Here is a 19,255-nt window from a genome sequence, read left to right as displayed (position 1 = left end):
GTGTTATCGCCGCTCGCCGAAAGTGGGTTTCGGCCCGGAAAATCGATCCTGGCATTCGCGGCCGGATGGGGTGTCAGTGCTTGCTTTTTGTCTCGCGGGCAAGCTTCAGGATGACGTCATCGGCCGCGTCGGCGAGGGCCATGGCGATTTCGGCGGCTTTCCACCCTCTCTTCTCTCCGTCACGGATCAGTTCGAAGAGCATGGGTTCGAATTCGGACCGGCAGGTCTCCATTCGTTGGTCTGAATTTGATCGATTCTTGGAAGACTGAATATCCGTCATCATCAATACCCCAGATTAGAGGGTAGATTTAGCAAGGCCGCTGAAGAGCGCAAGTAAATATGTTAATCGGTCATTAACAATTCGATTTTTTTGCCTGACATAAGCAAAAAAACAACTAAAGCGTCCAGAAGGGCCCGCCGGGGTGTGGCGGGCCCCCGCCTTCTTTGTCGCACTGGAAAAGCAACTCTGTCAGCAGTAAAAGCTTGGATCCCGGGAAGTAACCGGTCAACTTCTACCTTTTTTGTACTTGGTACCGCCTTTCAGCGGCGAAGCGAGCCGTTTCCCGTAAATATTATGGGTTTATTTCGAGAAGGCGGCGCGCGAGCATGGTTGTTCCGGATATACTAACATAAGAGTGTATTTTTATTCATGTGCGCTTTTTGGGTTGTGTAGAATAACGCCGAGCTCGTGCCATTGCCGGCCATCCTTGCGGATCAGTTCGTCGGCGCAGGTCGGCCCCATGCTTCCCGGCAGGTAGGGCTCCGGCTGGTCGTGGCTTGTGCTCCATAGATCGAGGAAGGGCTGCACCGCGGCCCAGCCCGCCTCGATGCCGTCGGCGCGCTGAAACAGCGTCTGGTCGCCGATGAAGAGATCGTAGAGCAGGGACTCGTAGCCGGTCATCTTGCCGATATCGAATTTGTCGGCATAGCGGAAGTCGAGCGAGACGGGCACAGTATCGACCGAAAGCCCCGGCGACTTGATCGACAGCTCGACGCTCAAGCCCTCATCCGGCTGCACCTGGATGACCAGCCGGTTCGGCGGCAGGCTGCGCTTGATGTCGGTCTCGCGAAACTGCGCGAAGGGCACTTGGCGGAAGGTGACGACGATCTCGGTATCGCGCGCCTTCATCGCCTTGCCGGTCCGGAGATAGAACGGCACGCCCGCCCAGCGCCACGTATCGACATAAAGCTTCAGCGCCACGAAGGTCTCGGTCCTTGTGTCGGGCGATACATCCTTGGTCTCGCGGAAGGCGGTGACCGGGTTGCCGTTGAGCGGCCCGCTGGTATAAACGCCGCGCACCCCATGCTCGGCCGCTTCCTCGGGCGTGTAGATCCTGAGCGCGCTCAAGGCCTTGCTCTTTTCGCTGCGGATCGCCTCGGCCCCGAACCCGTTCGGCGCCTCCATGGCGATCATCGCGAGCAGCTGGAACAGATGGTTCGGCACCATGTCGCGCAGCGCGCCGGTCGCATCGTAGAACTTGCCGCGGCTGCCCACATCGACCGTCTCGGCGGCGGTGATCTGCACATGGTCGATATAGTTGTTGTTCCACAGCGCCTCGATCATCATGTTGGCGAAGCGTGTGGTCAGGATGTTCTGCACCGTCTCCTTTCCGAGAAAGTGATCGAGCCGGTAGACCTGGCTTTCCGAAACCTTGGAAAGAATGCGCGCATTGAGCGCCTTGGCCGAGGCAAGATCGGTTCCGAACGGCTTTTCAATGGCGATCCGCCGAAACGCGCTGTCGGTCTCCTTGGTCAGCCCGTGTTCGGAAAGCTTCTCGACGATCGTCCCGAAGAATTGCGGCGGCACGGCGAGATAGAAGGCGGCGTTACCACTCGGCGCCTTCTCAAGCCGCGCCTTGATGTCGAGATAGATCTCATCCTTGGTGAAATCGCCCGACGTATAGGCGATCCGCTTGCTGAGGCTCTTCCAGCCATCACTTTCAGCATGCGCGCCGCCATCATCGAGCGCCTTCAGGAAATCATCGAGCCGCGCTACCAGCATCGCATCGTCACCAGGCTCGATGCCGACGCCGAGAATACGGAGGTCCTCGCCGGTGAGCCCGCTCTGCGTGAGGTTGATGATCGCGGGCACAAGCAGCCGCCGGGTGAGGTCCCCGGTGGCCCCGAAGATGACAAGCGTGACCGGCGGGCTGGGAGCTGCGTCCATGATGATCTCCTTGATATGGGAGGGGGAAGATAGAGCGGGCGGGAGGGGTGCCAAGCGGGGATCGGCTACTCCTGCGGATCGACAGGCGGCCATTGTCGCGCCGTGTGGAGAAGCGTGAGTATCCAGATTGTGCCGTCGTCGATTTCGTAGACGAGACGATAGTGCGGGTGCGGAATGACTTCGCGGGTGCCCGCCACGGTTCCCTGACGCCCAAGATAGGGAACGTTTGAAAGCCTGCGTGCCGCCTCGCTGAAAAGATTATCGATGCGGAGCGCGGCGGATGGGTTATCGGCGGCGATGAATTGGACAATGGATAGACGATCGAGCTCGGCTTGCGCGCTCCAGGCAACCTTCACAGGCCACCATTCTCGATTTTCTTGCGGAGCGCTGCGAATGTTGCCTCGACGGCTTCGTTCGAGCGTCCTTTTCCTGCGGCGATCGATTGCCGGGCGACTGCCACCTTGGATTCCAGAAAGCTGGCGTATTCCGGCGAGACATGCTGTTGTTCTACGTAATCGCGAACCAGATCAGAGACGATTTCGCCCGCAGCCCGGTTCTCTGCCTTGGCGGCAGCGAGAAATTCGGCGTGCAGCTCAGGATCGAGCGTGATTTCGACGACAGCATTCTTGGCCACGGCCAACCTCCATCTCTGCGCCAAGGATATAGCTGAGACGGCGCCCCCACAAGATGAAAGACGCCGTCTCCCGACTCTACCCCTTCACCGCCACCATGAACAACCGCGGAAACCTCAGCAGCACTCGCCCGTCGGACATCTGAGGATAAGCCTTCTCCACCCGCCCGAGATAATCCGCCAGAAACGCCTCGCGATTCTGATCGCCGGCATGGTCGAGATAGGGCCTGAGCCCCGTTCCCTTGACCCATTCGACGATGTCAGCCGCGTCCGCCATCGGGTGGTTGTAGGCGGTGTGCCAGATGTCGACGCGCTTGGCCTTGCCGATCAGCCGGGAGTAATAGGTGGAGGGCGGTGGCAGCGGGTTGCGACGGACGCTTTTGGCCTCGAAGGCGGCCTTCCAGGGGCCGGCATGGGCGGTTTCTTCCATCAAGAGGTGCGTCGGCTCTGTCAGGTTGTCGGGCATCTGCACGGCAAGCGCGCCACCGGGCTTCAAGCCATCCATCAGCCGGTCGAAGATATCGAGATGATTGGGCAGCCACTGGAAGACGGCATTGGCGAAGAGGAGATCGACCGGCTCTTTCGGCTGCCAGGTTGCTAGATCGGCCTCGAGGAAATCGGTGCCGGGCAGCCGCTTGCGGGCGGCTTCCAGCATATTGAGATCACTGTCGAGCCCGCGGACACCCGAAGCGCCGTAGCGGTCGATGATCAGCTCCGTCGAGTTGCCCGGGCCGCAGCCGAGGTCGATGGCGCGCTCGATGCGCTCCATCGGCACCTGCGCCAGAAGATCACGCGCCGGGCGCGTGCGTTCGTCCTCGAATTTCACATACTGGCTTGCCGACCATGCCATGTTGATTTTCTCCCTTTTTCAATCCGCGTCTTCGATACGCTTGATCCTGATCTTGTCGATGTTGCGGCCGTCGAGCGATACCACTTCGAATGTCAGTTCCTCGAAGCGGATCGTTTCGCCCTGATGCGGCAGATGCCCGAGCCGCCAGAGAATGAATCCCGCCAGCGTCGAGAACCGGTCGCCTTCGTCGACCAGGTCGACATCGATCAACTTCGAGGCGTGGCGGATGTCGATCCAGCCGTCGACCGTCAGCGAGCCGTCCTCGCCGCGCTCGATCGAAAGCTTCTCCTCGTCCTCGTCGGGAAACTCGCCGGCGATGGCTTCAAGCAGGTCGGTCGGCGTCACCATGCCTTCGAGATCGCCGTATTCGTCGAGCACGATGGCGACCGCCTCGCTGGAATGGCGCAGCTGTTCCATCAGCTTCAGCGCGCTGATGCTCTCATGCACCACGAAGGGCTCGCGGATCGAGCGCTCGACATTGATCGATCCATCGACGATCAGGTCGCGCAACAGGTCGCGGGCGCTGGCCACGCCGATGAAATTGTCGAGGCTCCCCCGCGCCACGGGAAAGCGCGAATGGCCGAGATCGACGATGCGGCGCTGCAGCTCCGCCTCAGGCGCATCGAGGTCCAGCCAGTCGATATCGATGCGCGGCGTCATGATCGATTTGGCCGAGCGGTCGGCGAGCGTCAGCACGCCCTGGATCATGTCCTTTTCCTCGTTGGAGAACACGTCCTCTTCGGCCGCCTGTTCGGCGATATGTTCCGCCGTCGGCCCGAGCGTCACCTGCGGCCGTCTGCCGCCGAGCAGGCCGAGCACGGCGTCGGCGGTGCGTTCGCGGATGTTGGTGGGCGTGATCAGCCGCTCGCGATTGTGCCGCGCCAGCTGGTTCAGCGATTCGATGATGACGGAGAAGCCGATCGCCGCGTAGAGATAGCCCTTGGGCAGGTGCACGCCGAAGCCCTCGATGATCAGCGAGAAGCCGATCATCATCAGGAAGCCCAGGCAGAGGATCACGACCGTCGGATGCTTGTTGACGAAGCTCGTCAGCGGCTTCGAGAGCAGCAGCATGACGCCGATGGCGATCACGACGGCGATCATCATCACAGGAAGGTGCTGCACCATGCCGACGGCGGTGATCACGCTGTCGAGCGAGAAGATTGCGTCGAGCACGACGATCTGCACGATCACCTGCCAGAAGACGGCATGCACCACCTTCTTCTCCGATGTCTCGACATGGCCTTCCAGCCGCTCGTGCAGCTCCATCGTGCCCTTGAAGAGCAGGAAGACGCCGCCGATGAGGAGAATGATATCGCGGCCGGAGAAGCTGAACTCCATGACCGAGAAGATCGGCGTCGTCAGCGTCACGATCCAGGCGATCGAGGCGAGCAAGCCGAGACGGATGAACAGTGCGAGCCCCAAGCCGACGAGGCGCGCGCGGTCACGCTGATGCGGCGGCAGCTTGTCGGCGAGAATGGCGATAAAGACGAGATTGTCTATGCCGAGAACGATCTCGAGCACGATCAGGGTTGCGAGACCCACCCAGGCGGAGGGGTCGGACATCCAGTCGAAGAACATCAATGGTGTAACGCGGCCACGTTGACGGGACCGCTCCTTTTGCGATGAAAATATGAAAGGCGGATGACGGCGGCCGCAAGCAGCCGGCGATCGAACTCCGCGATGGATAGAAAAAGAGCCGCTCTGAACGCGGCTATGCCTGACCTAAGGCCGATGCGGCGAAGCGCACGCCATCTACAGCCATCCCCATCGCCATCAGCAGACATGTCGCTGGAAGAAGGGGTGGAGCTGGTACTGGAAGGGTCGCTGTCGGGCATGCTTCAATTTTGAAGGGTAACGTGACCAAGCGCAAGAGGGGCGTGGCAGAATTCGTTCGCATGCTTGCGATCGACGCCGGTGTGAACGGCCGGGGAGAATGGCCGCCCGGTGATCCGGACGGCTCCGAGACGGCGATCAGGCCGCCAGGATGCGTGTGCTGTCGCTGTTGGCGACGACGGTCAACAGGTCGCGGGTGCGCGATTCGGCGGCTTCGAAGAAGTCCGACATGTCGCTGTCGATCGTTGCCGAAAACCGTGCGACGTCGGGGCCGCGGTTGGAATAGCCATGCGCCTGATCGGCCTCGATGCGGACGATATCGCCGGCGGTGGCTTCGAATTCTTCCAGCCCCTGGTCCGTCATCCGGCGGATGATGAGACAGCCTTCGATAATGCGCAGGATCTCGGGGCTTTCGTGGCGATGCAGCGGCGTACGGCCGCCCGCGGGCACCGTGACGTCGAAGATATTCAGCCAGGTTCCTTCAAGCCGCGTGTGCCGCTCGAGCTGGCCTTCCGGCGCAAAGCCGGCCTGTACGCCCTCGGGCGCATGTGTGTTCACAAATGAGTTGGACATGATGTCTCGCTTTTTCTTTTTCTTAGCGGCGAGCGCGATAGACCTTTAGCCGGGCAATGGCAACCCGCTAAAACGCAAGGCTCCGATGCACAGATCGGCACCCCCGCGCTATCGGCGGGTTTTCAGCCCGCCGATCACCGCATCGTGTTTGGCCGTTATTGGTTCGCCAGGATGCGTTTGGCGATTTCGTCGAGCGCCGGCGCGTTATCCTTGATGATTTGCGCGGCGATTTTCTGGAGTTGCTCGATGTTCTTGTCCTCGGTGTCGTCCAGTGCGTCGCTCTGTTCGTTCGTCAGTTGCTGATCGAGCCGGAAGTAATTGAGCGTCGCCGCGTTCTGATTGGTTACGACCGTCGAGAATCTCAGCTTCGTTCCGGGCGGATTGAGCAGCTTGTTGGCCTGGTAGGATGCGGTGCTCGCCTGTCCCTGCATGAGGATCGAGATGAGCGGCGTGTGATGCGACACCTGCATCCAGCCGACGATGCCCCATTCCTTTGCTTCCTGATATTGAATGGGTCGATTCTGCTGGCCGGTGCCGAGCGACAGGAAGACGAGCTCATCGTCTTTCCATGGCTGCTTGCGCGCCTCGACATAGGCAGCGAGGATAGGATCGTTGGCGAAGACACCGCCATCGATGAGGGCGATGTGGCGCTTTTGGGGATCTGTTTCTCCAATGCGTTCAATCAGTGCAGGTGGAAAATAGGTAGGGGCCGCCGAGGTCGCGCGCGCGGCTTCCCAGAAGCGGAAATTGCTGTTCTCGGGGTCGGCGTTTGACATGAAGAGAGCGGCGCGGTTCTCGATGTCGTAGGCCGTGATCACCACTTTCGACAGACCCTGGTCGAGCGTGGCGTTGCCGAGCCGTTTGCGCAGCTTCTCTTCCAGCGCCAATGGATTGTAGCGCGGATCGTTTATCCCGAACGGATTGAGCACCGCCGCTCCCAGCGGCTTCTCGAAGATATCGGCGCCTTCATCAGTATAGAGCTTCAGAAGCTCGGCCGGCGTGCACGCGGCCTTCTTCTTGTCATTCGGATGCGGGCATGTCAGTCCCGCGGCGATTATGCCGCCGGTGGACGTGCCGACAATCATGTCGAAAGCCTGATGGAGCGGCAGTCCCTTCAACCGCTTGGCCAATGCCACCAGGATGGCCGCCGGGATGATCCCGCGAATGCCACCACCATCGATCGAAAGAATAAAACGCTTTGCCATGCTCCCCTCCATGCCGGTTCATCCGGTTGAAGGGGAGTATGTGATTTAAACCAAAGATTGCAACAAACTGAAAAGCTCGTTTTGATTGAAGGCGGTTGTACGCCTAAAAGCTGGTGATGACGCTGATCCCCGTCGTCTCCGCCTTGTCGAGCGTCATCAGCGCCGGGATGCCTTCTTCCAGGCTTATGCGTCGCGAGATCAGCTTCTGCGGCGCGATCTTGCCGGCGGCGAGCATCGACAGCATCGCGTCGTAGCGCCAGGCCTGCATGCCGTGGCTGCCGTAGATCTCAAGCTCGTGGCCGATCACCTGCGCCATGGGAATCGAGGGCGTCGAATGCTCGCCCAGCATCAGGCCCACCTGCACATGCCGGCCGCGGCGGCGCAGGTTCTTGATCGAGTTGAAGCAGGTTTGGGGGTGGCCGAGCGCGTCGATTGAGACATGCGCGCCACCCTTGGTGATCTCGCGCACCGCCTCGGGCACATCGGCAACCTCAGTCGCGTTGATCGTTGCGACGGCCCCGCATTCCCGCGCGAAGGCCAGCTTCTCGTCCGACACATCGATGGCGATCGCATTGGCGCCGAGCGCGGTGGCGATCATGATCGCCGAAAGCCCGACCCCGCCGCAGCCATGCACGGCGATCCATTCGCCCGGCCCGGTGCGCGCCTGGTCGGCTACGGCGCGAAACGACGTGGCGAAGCGGCAGCCGAGGCTGGCGGCCGTCGCATCGTCGACGGTCTCGGGAAGGTGCACGAGATTGGTGTCGGCATAGTCGATCGCGACATATTCGGCGAACGAGCCCCAATGGGTGAAGCCCGGCTGGAACTGATCCGGGCAAACCTGCTGGTTGCCGGAATGGCACTCGCTGCAGCGGCCGCAGCCGGAAACGAAGGGCACCGTCACCCGGTCGCCCACCTTGTAGCGCATCACGCCCTTGCCCGTCGCCACCACCTTGCCGGCAAGCTCATGGCCCGGCACATGCGGCAGCTTGATATCGGGATCGTGGCCCATCCAGCCATGCCAGTCGCTGCGGCAAAGCCCGGTGGCGCCGACAGCGATCACGACGCCGTCTTCGGTGGGCGTCGGATCGGGCAGCGTGGCGATCTCTGGGGCCTTTTCGAAGGCGTCGTAGAACATGGCTTTCATCGGTCTTCACTCCTGCAGGGCGCGCTCAGTGCGCGGGCATCCTCGTTGCCATACATAATGACACGCGGTCACGACCGCCTCCAACCGGGTTACCCATGATTTTCACTGATGCATCCATCGCGCATGTTTCATCAAGCACGCATGAATATTGCCCTTGGCTCCGTCACCGCATGCCGTTTCTTGCTTAGCCTCCGCCGCGACATATTTCTCCTTGACCGCGTCCGCGCGCGGGGTTTTGTCTCCCTGCAATTGATTGAAGGAGAGTCTCATGGCCGTCGATACATCGCCCCGTTCCAACACCTGGACCTATGTCGAGGGAGAGTGGCTGACCGGCAACCCGCCGCTGATCGGGCCGACCTCGCATGCCATGTGGCTGGCCTCCACCGTCTTCGACGGCGCACGCTGGTTCGACGGCATCGCGCCTGATCTCGACCTGCATTGCCAGCGCATCAATCGTTCCGCCGTCAACATGGGCCTGAAGCCGGTCAAGACCGCCGAAGAGATCGAAGCGCTCGCCTGGGAAGGCATCAAGAAGTTCGATGGCAAGACGCCGATCTACATCAAGCCGATGTACTGGGGCGAGCATGGCTCCGCCGGCAGCGTCGTCACGGTGGATGGCGACAGCACCCGCTTCGCGCTCTGCCTGTTTGAAGCCCCGCTCGGCAACAACAAGCCGAACTCGCTCACCGTCTCGCCCTTCCGCCGCCCGTCGCCGGAGACCGCGATGACCGACGCCAAGGCCGGCTCGCTCTATCCGAACAGCGGCCGCGCAATCGCGGAAGCGAGAAGCCGCGGCTTCGACAACGCCCTGATGCGTGACATGAACGGCAATGTCGCCGAGACCGCGTCCTCGAACGTGTTCCTGGTCAAGGACGGCGTCGTCAAGACGCCGGTCGCCAACCGCACCTTCCTCGCCGGCATCACCCGCGCCCGCGTCATCGGCCTTTTGCGCCAGGCCGGCTTCGAGGTTCGCGAGGAGACGCTCTCGGTCGACGATTTCATGGCGGCCGACGAGATCTTCACCTCCGGCAACTACTCCAAGGTCGTCGGCGTCAACCGCCTCGACGGCCGCGAACTGCAGGAAGGCCCCGTCACCCGCAAGGCGCTCGAAATCTACATGAACTGGGCATTTGGTCGCAGCGCAAGCGACAGCTGATTGGGTGTAGAGGTGGCCAAGTCCGGGCGCGTGGCCCCCTCATCCCCGGCGCAACTTGTTGTGCCTGACCTGCCGGCACCTTCTCCCCGTCGGGGAGAAGGGGAGATGCCGCAGCGTAACCGTTTCTCCTCTCCCCTCGGGGAGAGGGTGGCCGAGCGTAGCGGAGGCCGGGTGAGGGGGCCACACGCACCGCGTTAAACATCGTCTCCGTTAACTCATCACTCCCACTCCAGCCTGGTCCCCCGCATCATGATCGTGCGCCCCCGCCCAACCCTCTTCAAGCTCTTCTTCATCCTCCGCGGCTCGATCATCAAGCGCGTCCTGCCGCAGATCATCCTCACCGCCGTGCTCTCCTCGCTGGTCGTGCTCTGTCACACGCTCCGGCCGGGCATGCTGCCGGTCTTCAACGGCGCTCCTTTCGCGCTGCTCGGCATCGCGCTGTCGATCTTCCTCGGCTTCCGCAACAACGCCTGCTACGACCGCTGGTGGGAGGCGCGCCGGCAATGGGGCGTGATCGTCTTCTCCGCCCGCCACTTTGCCCGCCAGACACTGATCCTTGAAACGATGTCTGGCGAAGCGGGAAAAGACGCCCGCAAACGCGTACTAACGCTGGTCATCGCCTTCGTCCAGTCGCTGGTCCCGCACCTGCGCACCGGCATCTCCCGCCACAAGGTCGAACGCCTGCTGCCTGACGATATCAACGCCCACTACGCCGCCAGCCGCAACCCGCCCGAAGCGCTGTCGCTGGAAATCGCCCGCGAACTCGCCGATCTCCGCGCCAAGGGCTTGCTCACCGACATCAACTACCAGATGCTCGACCGCACGCTTGCCGATCTCACGCTCGCCCAGGCCTCCTGCGAGCGCATCCGCTGGACCCCGGTACCCTTCGGCTACACGCTACTCCTCCACCGCACAGCCCATCTCTTCTGCCTGATGCTTCCCTTCGGCTTCGACGACGTGCTCGGCTGGTTCATGCCCTTCGGCACCGCACTCGTCGCCTACACCTTCTTCGGCCTCGACGCGCTGGGCGACGAACTGGAAGAGCCCTTCGGCAAACAACCCAACGCACTCCCGATCGAGGCGATCGCCGATACCGTCGAGATCAACATCCGCGAAGCCATGGGCGAGAAGGACCTGCCGGCGCTGCCGGTGGCGGTGGATTATTTGTTGATGTAGTGGTGGCGCCTTCCGCGACGGCTGGTGTCGCGAGGCGTGAAAACTGTTTTGTTTCAATAACCTACGGGCGAAATCCAATTCTCCGCCGTCATCCTCGGCCTCGTGCCGAGGATCTAAGCACGTCTCCGCGAATGCAACGGTGCGGCTTCTATGACAGCCGTGGCCGCGAACACTAGCCCACGCCCCCGGTCGATCCATTCACGTCGAGTGCGTTGCTGCGTGCTTAGATCCTCGGGACGAGCCCGAGGATGACGCCACAGACGTGAAAACGTCTCGATCCCAACACCTTACGAACGCACTGCTTCCCCCCGCGGCCGCACCATCCACGAATACGCCGCCCCGGCAAGCAGCAGCACGCAGGTGCCCAAAAACACCGCCCGCATGCCGATATGCCCGCCGACGAAGCCGCCGAGGATCGGGCCGGCGACCTGGCCGACATATTGCGAGGAGACCGACCAGCCGAGAATGCTGCCCGCCGCGCTGTCGGGGACGCTGTGGCGGATGACGGCGGAGATGCAGGGGAGCAGGCCGCCGAGCGCCACGCCCATCAGGAAGCGCAAGACGATCAGCTGCCACGACGAGGTGACGAAGGCCTGCGGGATGAGCAGAAGGCCGGCAATCGCCAGCGCGCCGGCGATGACGGGCCAGTGGCCGATGCGGTCCGCGAGCTTGCCCAGCCGCGAGGCCGAGAGGATGCTGCCGAGTGCGGCCGCCGACATCACGATGCCGGCGATAATGGTTACTCGCGCCGCGTCGTCCACCAGCTGCGCGACATAGACTGTGATGATCGGCTCGATCGACATGTTGGCAAGCATCAGCAGCATGCCGGTGAAGAGCATGGCGATGACCGGCCGCTTGTCCGGGATGGCCGCCCAGCCGCCGCTCTGCTTGGCGGCCTTCTTGCGGGCAGGGGACTTCTCCTCCTTGATGAGGAAGAGCGTCGCCAGAAAGGCGAGGAAGATCATCGCGCCGGCGGCCAGAAACGTGCCGCGAATGCCGATCAGGGGCGGCAGCACGCCGCCGATCAGCGGCCCGACGAGATTGCCGGCCATGATGCCCGAGGCCAGCGTCCCCAGCGCCCAGGCCGAACGGTCCTTCGGCGTCTGCGTCGCCACCAGCACCATCGAGCCGGACGAATAGCCGCCCGCGAGCCCGACGAAGAGCCGAAGCGCCACCAGCTGCCAGACGTTTCCGGCCATGCCCATCAGCGAGATTGCAACGGTCATGCCGAGGCTGGCGCGCACCAGCATCAGCTTGCGCCCGTAGATATCGCCCAGCCGTCCCCAGAGCGGCGCCACGAAGGCGGCGGCGAAGAAGGTGGCGCCATAGGCGATCCCCGACCATTGCACGATCGCGGCATGATCGCTGACGCCGAGCTCCTCGACATAGAGCGGCAGGAAGGGAAGAAGCAGTGTCATGGCGACGATGGTCGTGAACGAGCCGACAAGCGAAACGGCCAGATTGCGTTTCCAATGGATCGAGCCCGGTTCGGCTGCGGCTGCATCCTCTGTCTTGTCACTCATGTCAGGGCCTTCTGCATCATCGATCGTCCACATCGCAAGAGAAAGGCGGCACTGATGTCGATCGCAAACCGGTCGGGCCCGGGCGAGGGCCGGGCGGAGCGGGTGAGGAAAGACAGGAGAGCCTCCGTTTCCGGTGGCACGCCATCGGTATAGCCCTTCCGCAGACAGCCCATCAAGGACGGATAAGGGGCCATTCCGTTCGCCCGATGTCGGATTTCGCCTCGTGGGGCTGGCCTTTTGCTTGGGCGGCCGCAGTTTCTGAAGGAGGAGGACGACTGACATGACGGATGAAACCGACACAAGGCGCGAGAAAACGGTCCGCGCCCTCTACGCCGCCTATATCGACGGCCGCCAGGATATTGTCGCGGCGATGCTGACGGAGGATTTCACCTTCTCCAGCCCGCGCGACGATCACATCGACCGCGACGCCTATTTCGAGAGGTGCTGGCCGACGCCGCCGCCATTTACGCGCATGGAGATCGAATATCTCGGCCTGTCAGGCGATGAGGCGGTGGTGCGCTATCGGGCGGTCAAACACGATGGCGGAGCGTTCCGCAACATGGAAACGCTCCGCTTCAGGGGTGACAGGCTTGCGGCCGTCGAGGTCTATTTCGGCCGTGAGGCCTAGTCAGCGGGTTACGCAACCACACGCCGCGCCTGGCCGCGCGAGACGAGAAAGGCCTGCGCTAGGCTGCCCGCGGCAAACAGCACCACCCAGATCAGCAAAGCAGTCTGCACCGGCGGCGAATCCGGGCCGTTGCCGATCGGGTGCGAGGGCGGCAGGCGCGACAGGGTCTCGTTGATCCCGGGCACCCAGAGCAGGAAATAGGTGAAGGAGAAGCCGAGGTTCCTGAGATAGGGGATCAGCCGCCCTAGGAAGCCAAGTTTCGGCAGTACGAGACAGATGGCGGAGACAAGAAGCACGACAATCGCCAGCGCATGGCCGGGATTGAAGCCGCCGGTGGACGACAGGCCGAAGGCGCTGATGGCTGATAGAGCCAGCGTCGCGAGGTAGACCTTGCCGACCGTCGTTTCCGGGCGGATGGTCCGGTATTTGGCGAAGCTGTAGAGCCCGGCAACGGCAGGGATGATGCTGATGGCGGTGTGGATCTCACCGAGAAGCGAAAGCGGATTGGCCATGTCTGGTTCCTTTTGCGAACCAACCAGTCGGTCGGCTTGAAGAACGAGAAGAGGGGTAGGAAATGCGCATGCACGTCACGTATCAGGTCGAGGCGAGCTGGCGGGTCAGCCTCTGCAGCGCCGGCGCTGTAATGCTTGCATAAAGTTCCGCGTCGCCACCGGCGACCCGCGCCGCCAGCATGGCGCCATGCACCGTGGCGACAAGAATGCGGGCGCTACGCTCCGCATCCTCTGTACTCGTCAGCTCGCCCTTTCTCAGCCCCTCGTCGATGAAGCCGGTGAGCCAGGCGGTGAGCTCGTCGAAATGCGCCTTCACTTGTTCGGCGACCTCGGCCGGCAGGCTCGGCAGCTCGGCGGCGAGAAGGGCTGCGATGCAAAACGGCGCGTTGCTGTCGCGGATGCATTGTTCCCAGAAACCGACATAGCCGGCAAGCCGCCGGCCGGCGTGCGGCTCATGCGCCGCCATCGCCCCCAACCCATCCTCGGTCGCCTGCCGGTAGCGGGCGATCACCGCGACCACGAGATCGGCCTTGCCGGGGAAATGATGGTGGATCGTCGCCTTGCCAATGCCCAGCGCCGCGGAGATATCCGCATAGCTGAAGGCGTTGTAGCCGCGGTTGACGATCAACGACTGCGCGGTGTCGAGAATGCGTGTGTATGTGTCCGATGCCATGAATGGGAATCTACCGACTAGTTGGTCGGTCGTCAATGGGGCGCACGGAAACGTGACTGCGAGCTGAAACTGGCATTGCCGGCAGCGCGGAGCAGGGCACCCGCACGCCGTTACGGCCCGCTCCCACGCGCGGACGTCAATCCTCGTAAAGCTTCGATTTCTTCGACCATTTGCGCCAGGGATGCAGCTCATAATGCGGCATGTCCCAGCCGTCGCTAAAGTTGCCGTCCATGTTCCAGTCGATACCCGGGCGCAACAGGAGCGTCTTGCCGTCGAGGCCTTTCAGCCCAAGCTTTTGCGGCAGCGGCATGATCACTCCGTAGAGCCTGATGAAAGCCTCCTTGTCGTTCCAGTCATACGGCGCCGGGAATAGATCGAAGGCGATCGCCGGCACATAATTATGCGCTGAATCGCCGAAATGCACCTTCGAAAAACCGCCGTTGAACGCCCGCTCCTGCGCATCGCGCCCGCGCGTCGAATCGAGCACCTTGAAATCGATCTCGCGAATCGCCGCCTGGGCGATGGCCTGCAGATGCGGATGGCATTTCGCAAGGGCGGCAAGCGATGCGCTGCTGAAATGAAACATGACATCCTCCCATGCCGCGCCATCTATGGGCCGGCGTGGGAAGGTTAGCGAAGGGGAGGTTGCGCGTACACAAATCGAGTGCAATCCTTGATTGCGCATAGGGCGACTGTGTGGCTGAAGACAGGGGGGCGCCGCCTCACTCGTCCGGCAAAATCCCCATCCGCTCGGTCTCGAGTTCCGTGCCGAGCTCCACCGCCTTGGTCTTCTTGTCGTAGATGCAGAAGTAGCTGACGAAGCCGTTGGCGCCCTTTGGCTTGCCCGTCACCAGCGCCATGCCGAAATTCTCGCTGCCGAAGGGATCGACCACGGCATGCGGCAGCTCGATCTGCGCGCGCGCCGCCATCTCGCATTTTCCCTGCACCTCGGCGGCGAAATCCTGCCAGGCATCGCCCGAGGAGGCCAAGGCGGTGCCGCCCGCGATCTGAAAAGCCGCGATGAAGACGGCCGCAAAGCCGATCGGGCGGAGCATAGGGTGCCCTGTAACGCCAAGCCTCATACTGAGCCCTCGCACATTTTTGGCCCTCGCGCCCACGCTTGGAAGGCCATGCCATAAAGCACTGTCATCATGATTGATTTGCGCCTTGCATGCCAAGCCCTTAGCGCGGTTAAATTTTCTTCCGCAGCGGTCTTTTTTGACATTTCGCAGGTTGCCTCACCAAGCTTGCGCTCCTATGTTCCCGCACACCTGCCGATTACGCAAACTATTGCCAAAAGGAGACGACCATGGCTTTTGAATTGCCTGAACTTCCCTACGACTACGAAGCGCTGCAGCCTTTCATGTCGAAGGAAACCCTGGAGTTCCACCACGACAAGCACCACAAGGCTTATGTCGACAACGGCAACAAGCTCGCGGCGGAAGCCGGTCTCGCCGACCTCTCGCTCGAAGACGTCGTCAAGAAGTCCTTCGGCACCAATGCCGGCCTCTTCAACAATGCTGCCCAGCACTACAACCACGTCCATTTCTGGAAGTGGATGAAGAAGGGCGGCGGCGGCAACAAGCTGCCTTCCAAGCTCGAAGCGGCCATCAACTCCGATCTCGGCGGCTATGACAAGTTCAAGGCCGATTTCGTCGCTGCCGGCACCACCCAGTTCGGCTCCGGCTGGGCCTGGGTTTCCGTCAAGAACGGCAAGCTCGAAATCTCCAAGACCCCGAACGGCGAAAACCCGCTCGTCCACGGCGCCACCCCGATCCTCGGCGTCGACGTCTGGGAACATTCCTACTACATCGACTACCGCAACGCCCGTCCGAAGTACCTCGAAGCCTTCGTCGACAGCCTGATCAACTGGGACTACGTCCTGGAACGCTACGAAGCCGCAACCAAGTAAGCCGGTTTTGAGAGAGTGATGAGAACACCCGGTGGAGACGCCGGGTGTTTTTGTTTTGTGTCACATCCCTGTCACCCACCCCACCTAATCCGGCACCATGACCCAACCGCTCCCCCTGTTCCGCTTCGGCGTCGTCGCCGACCCGCAATATGCCGCCCGCGAGCCGCATGCCGGCATGGACCGCTATTACGAAAACAGCCCCGCCAAACTCAAAGCCGCCATCGACGTCTTCAATGCGGAGGATCTGAGCTTCGTCATCACACTGGGCGACATCATCGACCGCGATTTCGCAAGCTTCGACGTCATCCTGCCCGTCTATGACGCCCTAAAGCACGACAATCTCTTCCTGCTCGGGAACCACGATTTCGCCGTCGCGCCCGAGCACCTGGAAGATGTCGCCGCCCGCCTCGGCATGCCGGCACCCTATTACAGCCTCGCCAATCACGGCTGGCGCTTCATCATGCTCGATGGCAACGAAGTCAGCACCTTCGCCCCGCCGGAGGGCCACCCCTACCGCGAGATCGCCGCCGAGAAGCTTGCCGAACTCCGCGCCGCCGGCGCCATCAACGCTGAAGCCTGGAACGCCATGATCAGCGACCGTCAGTTCGACTGGCTGAAAGCCGAGATTGCGGACGCCGCCGCGCGCGGCGAACGCGTCATCGTCATGAACCACTACCCGGTCTATCCGCCCAACCAGCACGACTGCTGGGACCGCGAACGCATGATCGAGCTCCTGGCGAAAAGCCCCAACGTCATGGCCTATTTCAATGGCCACAACCACGTCGGCAATTACGGCGCGGTCGACGGCTGCCACTTCGTCAACTTCAAGGGCATGGTCGACACCGAGACCGAAAACACCTTCGCCATCGTCGGCGTGCACAACGATCGCATCGAGATCCGCGGCTTCGGCCGCGAGGAGAGCAGGGTGCTGGCGCTGAGGTCTTAAGCCGTTGCAAGCTTGCGAAGACCGGTGATCGCTTGGGTCTCATCTTCGCGGAAGAAGCGCGTCTGCAGGCCGCGATTGACCGCACGCTGATACCGTCGCTCGGTTATCAGCGCCATCTTCCTGTTGTCTTCGATAAGGGCGACGGCCTGGAGATCTTTCTCTTGTTGGCGCCGCTCGATCTCGGTGTGCAGAAGCTCGGCTTCGAGAAACTGCGTCGGACCGTTGACCAGGAAAAGGCCGATCGTGCGCAAGCCCGGATCGCGTGGTGTCAGCACGATATCAGCCGGAAACTCCGACAGCTCCTCCGTCAACGGCTTGCGCTCCGAAATGTCGAACATGTCGGCCAGCGATTTCACAACAGCGGACGCCGCATCCTCCTTGAATGTCGAGCGAACTGTTTCCTTCGTCAGCGACTCAAGCGCTCTAATTCTGAGCAGCCCGGAGAGAAAACGCACACTTGCGCTCCCGATCCGTTCGGTCGGCACTTCCTGCGAGCGGATCTCGAATGTGTCGGCATCCCAATAGGCGCCGGATTCGGCCAGCAGGCTGTCCAGTAGCTGTCGTCTCTGCCCTGTTTCGATATCGATGCCGGATGCTATCAGATGCGGGAGATAGTCGCCGTCGTCCTCAAGCACCACGCCGTTTTCGGTGTCGCGCGCATAGAAGGCGATGTGATCGCCACTTCCGTCGAAAAAGGGAGAGCGGATGGCCAGCCCCGCCGCGACAGGGCGAACCGAGATCGCCTCGCCGAACGAACGATGTAACGATTCCTGAACTGTTGCCAGATCGCTCACAGCAAACTCCCTTTGGCGTAGTCCATCCTAAAGTATCGGCGTGCCGTTTCCCAAAACAGACCCGGTCGTGTCGGCGGTGGCCGCATTCGCTCCGAGCCTACGGCCGGAATGCGTAATGGAGCCTTAATGCTCGTCGGGCCGATTTCGACGCCGCCGCGTTCGCAATCCGTATGGACATGAAAGCCCGGATGGCTGCCATGGAACTCGTAACGTGCGACAAGGGAGCCTTCCTCGTCATTCTTCCTGATAAGCCACGCCCGCCAGTTATCCTTCATCTCGTTGATCTCGCACAGAAGAATATAATCATGCTGTGAGCAGTGTGCCTGCGCGCTGCGCCATTTCCAACCGGGTTTCGCCGGTCGCGTCTTCGGGTAAATGCCCGAAAACCTTGGCGGCAAGGCATCATCGCGCCAATCAGTGTCGGTGGTAATGGTCTTCCTGCGCAATATAAGATGCCTGACGCGCATGCCGCCAACCTATTACTTTAGGAATATGATCTCATTCTATCCGAACATGAAGCCGTTGCCTAGCTGAACGCTTGAGTGCTAAGCCGCCGCGGTCTCCATCGGCAAACCTCTGATCTCGCTCACATCCCGCTTCGGCGGCGTGCCGAACATGCGGGTGTATTCGCGGCTGAACTGCGAGGCGCTTTCATAGCCCACCTGATAGGCGGCGCTTGCCACGTTGGCGCCGTCGGTGACCATCAGCCGACGGGCTTCGAGCAGGCGCATGTGCTTCTGGTATTGCAGCGGCGTCATCGAGGTGAGCGTCTTGAAATGCTGGTGGAACGAGGACGGGCTCATGCGCGCCACGGCCGCCAGTTCGTCGATCCTCACCGGTTCGGCGAAATTGTCGCGCAGCCGGTAGATCGCATCGCTCATCCGCCGCGCATGGCTGCCGGGAAGCGCCAGCTTGCAGATCTCGCGGCCGTTCGGCCCGGTCAATAACCAGTAGCAGATCTCCCGCATGATCGAGCGCGCCAGCACGGGGATTGCCTTCGGCGTCTCCATGAGATTGAGCAGCCGGCGCACGCAATCCTGCAGCGCTTCGTCGAAATCCTGCACGAAGACGCAGGCGATCCCGTCGCCGGATGGCTTGGGCGGGTTTTCGAGATCGTCCATCACCTCGCGCATCAGTGCCGGATCGAAATCGATGTTGAGGCCGAGATAGGGTTGCTCAGGGCTCGCCTCGACGATCTGGCCGGAGGCGGGGAGCTCTACGGTGACGATGAGGAGCTGGTTTTCGCCATAGTCGAGCACCCGGTCGCCGCTCAAGATCCGCTTGGCGCCCTGCAGCACCACGCAGATGGTCGGCCGGTAGATGCGGTGATGCGGTATCACCGGCTGGCTGACGCGCGAGATCGCCAGCCCCGGCACGGGCACGGGCATGGCAAACGACCCATCGCCGCCACCCACTTGGTCGATATAGCGCGACACCATGTCCTTCAGCGCTTCCGCCATCCTGCTCTCCATCAAAACCACTGGGAGTGATCATAGATCACTGGCTTCAGGCCGCAAGCCGATTGGAGGAAT

22 protein-coding genes are annotated in these 19,255 nt (G+C 61.9%); 5 read left to right on the top strand and 17 right to left on the bottom strand.

From position 1 onward, the window contains the following. Nucleotides 1-73 precede the first annotated feature (73 nt). The 9 genes from ACODTZ_RS29805 to ACODTZ_RS29765 form a co-directional block, all read right to left on the bottom strand. Nucleotides 74-202, bottom strand: a complete 129-nt coding sequence (locus ACODTZ_RS29805; protein ID WP_018896989.1) for a hypothetical protein — start codon at nucleotides 200-202, stop codon at nucleotides 74-76. A 441-nt stretch (nucleotides 203-643) separates the two neighbouring features. Next, entirely contained in the window at nucleotides 644-2,167 is a 1,524-nt protein-coding gene (gene zwf / locus ACODTZ_RS29800) for a glucose-6-phosphate dehydrogenase (RefSeq protein ID WP_489030151.1), read from the bottom strand. Nucleotides 2,168-2,232: 65 nt separating this feature from the next. Then, nucleotides 2,233-2,523: a type II toxin-antitoxin system RelE/ParE family toxin gene (locus tag ACODTZ_RS29795; protein ID WP_489030149.1), complete on the bottom strand. Its 291-nt coding sequence runs from the start codon at nucleotides 2,521-2,523 to the stop codon at nucleotides 2,233-2,235. Next, nucleotides 2,520-2,801: an antitoxin of toxin-antitoxin stability system gene (locus ACODTZ_RS29790; RefSeq protein ID WP_183901090.1), complete on the bottom strand. Its 282-nt coding sequence runs from the start codon at nucleotides 2,799-2,801 to the stop codon at nucleotides 2,520-2,522. The genes ACODTZ_RS29795 and ACODTZ_RS29790 overlap by 4 nt, the downstream gene beginning before the upstream one ends. 76 nt (nucleotides 2,802-2,877) lie before the next feature. Further along, a complete protein-coding gene (gene tam / locus ACODTZ_RS29785; RefSeq protein ID WP_489030147.1) occupies nucleotides 2,878-3,648 on the bottom strand; it encodes a trans-aconitate 2-methyltransferase in 771 nt (256 codons plus the stop codon). Nucleotides 3,649-3,666: 18 nt separating this feature from the next. After that, complete coding sequence (locus tag ACODTZ_RS29780; RefSeq protein ID WP_489030145.1) at nucleotides 3,667-5,226, bottom strand: TerC family protein; 1,560 nt, start codon at nucleotides 5,224-5,226, stop codon at nucleotides 3,667-3,669. A gap of 393 nt (nucleotides 5,227-5,619) precedes the next feature. Then, complete coding sequence (locus ACODTZ_RS29775) at nucleotides 5,620-6,054, bottom strand: cupin domain-containing protein (RefSeq protein WP_047507707.1); 435 nt, start codon at nucleotides 6,052-6,054, stop codon at nucleotides 5,620-5,622. Between the two features lie 155 nt (nucleotides 6,055-6,209). Beyond that, on the bottom strand, nucleotides 6,210-7,259 hold the full coding sequence (locus ACODTZ_RS29770) for a patatin-like phospholipase family protein (protein WP_489030143.1): 1,050 nt from the start codon (nucleotides 7,257-7,259) through the stop codon (nucleotides 6,210-6,212). 103 nt (nucleotides 7,260-7,362) lie between these two features. Beyond that, nucleotides 7,363-8,403, bottom strand: a complete 1,041-nt coding sequence (locus tag ACODTZ_RS29765) for a zinc-dependent alcohol dehydrogenase family protein (protein ID WP_489030141.1) — start codon at nucleotides 8,401-8,403, stop codon at nucleotides 7,363-7,365. A gap of 268 nt (nucleotides 8,404-8,671) precedes the next feature. Here ACODTZ_RS29765 and ACODTZ_RS29760 point away from each other — a divergent pair, with 268 nt between their 5' ends. Next, a complete protein-coding gene (locus ACODTZ_RS29760; RefSeq protein ID WP_112979789.1) occupies nucleotides 8,672-9,559 on the top strand; it encodes a branched-chain amino acid aminotransferase in 888 nt (295 codons plus the stop codon). A 249-nt stretch (nucleotides 9,560-9,808) separates the two neighbouring features. Continuing rightward, nucleotides 9,809-10,735, top strand: coding sequence for a bestrophin family protein (locus tag ACODTZ_RS29755; RefSeq protein ID WP_489030140.1), 927 nt, complete (start codon nucleotides 9,809-9,811; stop codon nucleotides 10,733-10,735). 287 nt (nucleotides 10,736-11,022) lie between these two features. On the opposite strand, the gene ACODTZ_RS29750 is transcribed toward ACODTZ_RS29755, so the two are convergent. Further along, nucleotides 11,023-12,258: a multidrug efflux MFS transporter gene (locus ACODTZ_RS29750; protein WP_489030138.1), complete on the bottom strand. Its 1,236-nt coding sequence runs from the start codon at nucleotides 12,256-12,258 to the stop codon at nucleotides 11,023-11,025. Nucleotides 12,259-12,538: 280 nt separating this feature from the next. On the opposite strand from ACODTZ_RS29750, the gene ACODTZ_RS29745 reads away from it, so the two are divergent. Beyond that, complete coding sequence (locus ACODTZ_RS29745; protein ID WP_489030136.1) at nucleotides 12,539-12,886, top strand: nuclear transport factor 2 family protein; 348 nt, start codon at nucleotides 12,539-12,541, stop codon at nucleotides 12,884-12,886. Between the two features lie 8 nt (nucleotides 12,887-12,894). Here the strand turns inward: ACODTZ_RS29745 and ACODTZ_RS29740 are convergent, their stop codons facing one another. The 4 genes from ACODTZ_RS29740 to ACODTZ_RS29725 all read right to left on the bottom strand — a co-directional run bounded on the left by ACODTZ_RS29740 (nucleotide 12,895) and on the right by ACODTZ_RS29725 (nucleotide 15,126). Continuing rightward, a complete protein-coding gene (locus ACODTZ_RS29740) occupies nucleotides 12,895-13,398 on the bottom strand; it encodes a hypothetical protein (RefSeq protein WP_489030134.1) in 504 nt (167 codons plus the stop codon). 82 nt (nucleotides 13,399-13,480) lie between these two features. Continuing rightward, the gene (locus tag ACODTZ_RS29735; protein ID WP_489030132.1) at nucleotides 13,481-14,071 is read right to left on the bottom strand and encodes a TetR/AcrR family transcriptional regulator; all 591 of its coding nucleotides are present in this window, start codon (nucleotides 14,069-14,071) and stop codon (nucleotides 13,481-13,483) included. A 136-nt stretch (nucleotides 14,072-14,207) separates the two neighbouring features. Continuing rightward, complete coding sequence (locus ACODTZ_RS29730) at nucleotides 14,208-14,657, bottom strand: M15 family metallopeptidase domain-containing protein (RefSeq protein WP_489030130.1); 450 nt, start codon at nucleotides 14,655-14,657, stop codon at nucleotides 14,208-14,210. Nucleotides 14,658-14,793: 136 nt separating this feature from the next. Then, on the bottom strand, nucleotides 14,794-15,126 hold the full coding sequence (locus ACODTZ_RS29725; protein WP_489030128.1) for a hypothetical protein: 333 nt from the start codon (nucleotides 15,124-15,126) through the stop codon (nucleotides 14,794-14,796). 254 nt (nucleotides 15,127-15,380) lie between these two features. Between ACODTZ_RS29725 and ACODTZ_RS29720 the strand changes: the two genes are divergently transcribed. Further along, nucleotides 15,381-15,983, top strand: a complete 603-nt coding sequence (locus ACODTZ_RS29720; RefSeq protein WP_018902494.1) for a superoxide dismutase — start codon at nucleotides 15,381-15,383, stop codon at nucleotides 15,981-15,983. Nucleotides 15,984-16,080: 97 nt separating this feature from the next. Continuing rightward, nucleotides 16,081-16,929, top strand: a complete 849-nt coding sequence (locus tag ACODTZ_RS29715) for a metallophosphoesterase (RefSeq protein WP_489030126.1) — start codon at nucleotides 16,081-16,083, stop codon at nucleotides 16,927-16,929. Here the strand turns inward: ACODTZ_RS29715 and ACODTZ_RS29710 are convergent. The 3 genes from ACODTZ_RS29710 to ACODTZ_RS29700 form a co-directional block, all read right to left on the bottom strand. Further along, nucleotides 16,926-17,723, bottom strand: coding sequence for a DUF1828 domain-containing protein (locus tag ACODTZ_RS29710; RefSeq protein ID WP_489030124.1), 798 nt, complete (start codon nucleotides 17,721-17,723; stop codon nucleotides 16,926-16,928). The genes ACODTZ_RS29715 and ACODTZ_RS29710 overlap by 4 nt on opposite strands. After that, nucleotides 17,720-18,190: a hypothetical protein gene (locus ACODTZ_RS29705; RefSeq protein ID WP_489030122.1), complete on the bottom strand. Its 471-nt coding sequence runs from the start codon at nucleotides 18,188-18,190 to the stop codon at nucleotides 17,720-17,722. Before ACODTZ_RS29705 ends, ACODTZ_RS29710 begins: the two co-directional genes overlap by 4 nt. A gap of 78 nt (nucleotides 18,191-18,268) precedes the next feature. Further along, entirely contained in the window at nucleotides 18,269-19,183 is a 915-nt protein-coding gene (locus ACODTZ_RS29700) for an AraC family transcriptional regulator (RefSeq protein WP_047507681.1), read from the bottom strand. Nucleotides 19,184-19,255: the final 72 nt, after the last annotated feature.

Source organism: Rhizobium sp. FG113, assembly GCF_057809895.1.
This window is presented reverse-complemented; position numbering and strand designations above follow the sequence as displayed.